Source organism: Parabacteroides sp. CAG:2 (assembly GCF_000436315.1).
Lineage (GTDB): Bacteria > Bacteroidota > Bacteroidia > Bacteroidales > Tannerellaceae > Parabacteroides > Parabacteroides distasonis.
Genome location: NZ_FR885324.1, coordinates 1 through 1,765, shown reverse-complemented (window position 1 = coordinate 1,765; position 1,765 = coordinate 1). Strand labels below are relative to the sequence as shown.

The following is a 1,765-nucleotide window of genomic DNA, read 5'->3' as shown; positions in this document are numbered from 1 at the left end:
TCATATTGATAAAAGTTTAAATGATTAATAATTCTTTTTTATATCAATATACAGAGGGGGACTAAGGGGCACGTAGTCCGTAAAGGCAGACACTCTTATATATTTAAGGTTACTGATTGAATGGGGAGGGGGATTCTTATATGAAGTACCTTATATATTTGCTCTCTTGACTTTTAGCTAAACTGAATATAGGTGATTAGCTAGTTTAGTCAAGCATGACGGAATACTGTATATCTTCTTTCTTCTTGTTATTTATATTCAGCACTTTAGCTATATACTCCAAAGTTATTTCTTCGGAAGTTATTCTATTAGTTAGCAAACTCCTAATTTCTTCATCTTTCATATAATCTAGCTTTCCTGCTATTTCAAGAAGCAATCTGTTTCTTCTTCTGACACTGCCATCTTCCATTACTGTTATTTCATCGTTTCTGTCTGGTGGAACAACACCGTTATCAATGCACCAGTCATAAATAATATGATAGATTCTTGTATCTGTATCATCTTTCTTAAAATCTGGAATAATGGACTTGTTCAGTATCAGCAAACCATTAGTTATATATTTTATCTGTCCTGCATTGACTGCCATTTCCAGATATTTATTTAATGTCTTTGTATCAATGCCCAGTTTTTTAGAAAGTTCCGTTTTGTTAAGCCCATCCAGATACGGACTTTCACTTATATACTTGTTCGTTTCCTTTTTACATATTGCCTTTATTTTAAGCAAGAAGTTCTTTACGTTGATTCTCTCACTGGCTTTTGCTATGTTCATATCATCATTAAAGAAACTGTTATAAATATAGAAGAAGTTCTCATTACATTTTGCCACATGATATTTGTTGTACGTCTTGTAGCTTCCCTCTGCTATCACATTGTTACTTATTACTTTATCAACAAGATTCTTATTCTTCTTTAGCCTTGCAACGCTTCTTTTTACAGTGCTTAATGATATGCCTAGTTTTTCGGAAATCTCCTTTTCCGTAATATTATCCGCAATGGAAGTTTTATAGTTCATCCTTGATTTTATATAGGCATATACTATGGCATCCATATTATCTATATTATTAATGTCTTTTGTCAGTGTCGTATATTGTTGTTCCATTGTGCGCAAACGGTTGGTTATTTGATTCTTCTTGATATATATTATAAATCTCTCCGCTTTTCAGAGCCTTGTTGTATTTACGTGTTCCGCCTAGATACCGCTTCAATTCCTTTCTGGTATTGAACAGTCTGTTGTTGTATATCATCATAATGTTACGTTTTTATCATTAGTTACTTATCTACGCAAGCTCAAAATCTGATAATGAAGTGCGAAGCACTGAATTATCTATGTTGTAATGTTAGTATTGTAGTAATGTATAGAGTATCATTTTTCCCCTATACTTGGTGTCAAATTTCCCATAGACTACGGTTCATTTTTCCTTAGTACCACTTCACTAAGACTATCTTTAAAAAACATCTGTAATTTACTTCCTTGTGTTATCTGGCTGGCTATATGTATGCCGGAACAAGTATTATATGCAGTTCTTGATACGGCTTTATAGAGAGGCTCCGGTAGTCATAAATTACGAGACTGCCAATTATCCAGTTTAAAGTAGAATGTAATTCTACGCTTGTTTATCTGCTTCTTTTTCTTTAGAAAGCCGTTCATTTTAGCCCATATACCGACAGCTACCTTATTACCAGTAATTCCATCACTAAAAGCCATTTCCTTTAATTGTTCAAAGGTGTAATACTCCATAATTGAATTGTTTTAGGTTAGTTTCAT

General features: G+C 33.0%; 2 protein-coding genes. Both read right to left on the bottom strand.

Annotation, left to right across the window (positions count from 1 at the left end):
• Nucleotides 1-205: 205 nt before the first annotated feature.
• Nucleotides 206-1,048: a helix-turn-helix transcriptional regulator gene (locus QVP94_RS15735; protein WP_022192960.1), complete on the bottom strand. Its 843-nt coding sequence runs from the start codon at nucleotides 1,046-1,048 to the stop codon at nucleotides 206-208.
• A gap of 507 nt (nucleotides 1,049-1,555) precedes the next feature.
• A complete protein-coding gene (locus QVP94_RS15730; RefSeq protein WP_022192958.1) occupies nucleotides 1,556-1,738 on the bottom strand; it encodes a hypothetical protein in 183 nt (60 codons plus the stop codon).
• Nucleotides 1,739-1,765 lie beyond the last annotated feature (27 nt).

Excerpts from the sequence above, each read along its gene's own strand:
- QVP94_RS15735 (WP_022192960.1), bottom strand. The coding sequence starts at position 1,048 with ATGGATGCCATAGTATATGCCTATATAAAATCAAGGATGAACTATAAA.
- QVP94_RS15730 (WP_022192958.1), bottom strand. The coding sequence starts at position 1,738 with ATGGAGTATTACACCTTTGAACAATTAAAGGAAATGGCTTTTAGTGAT.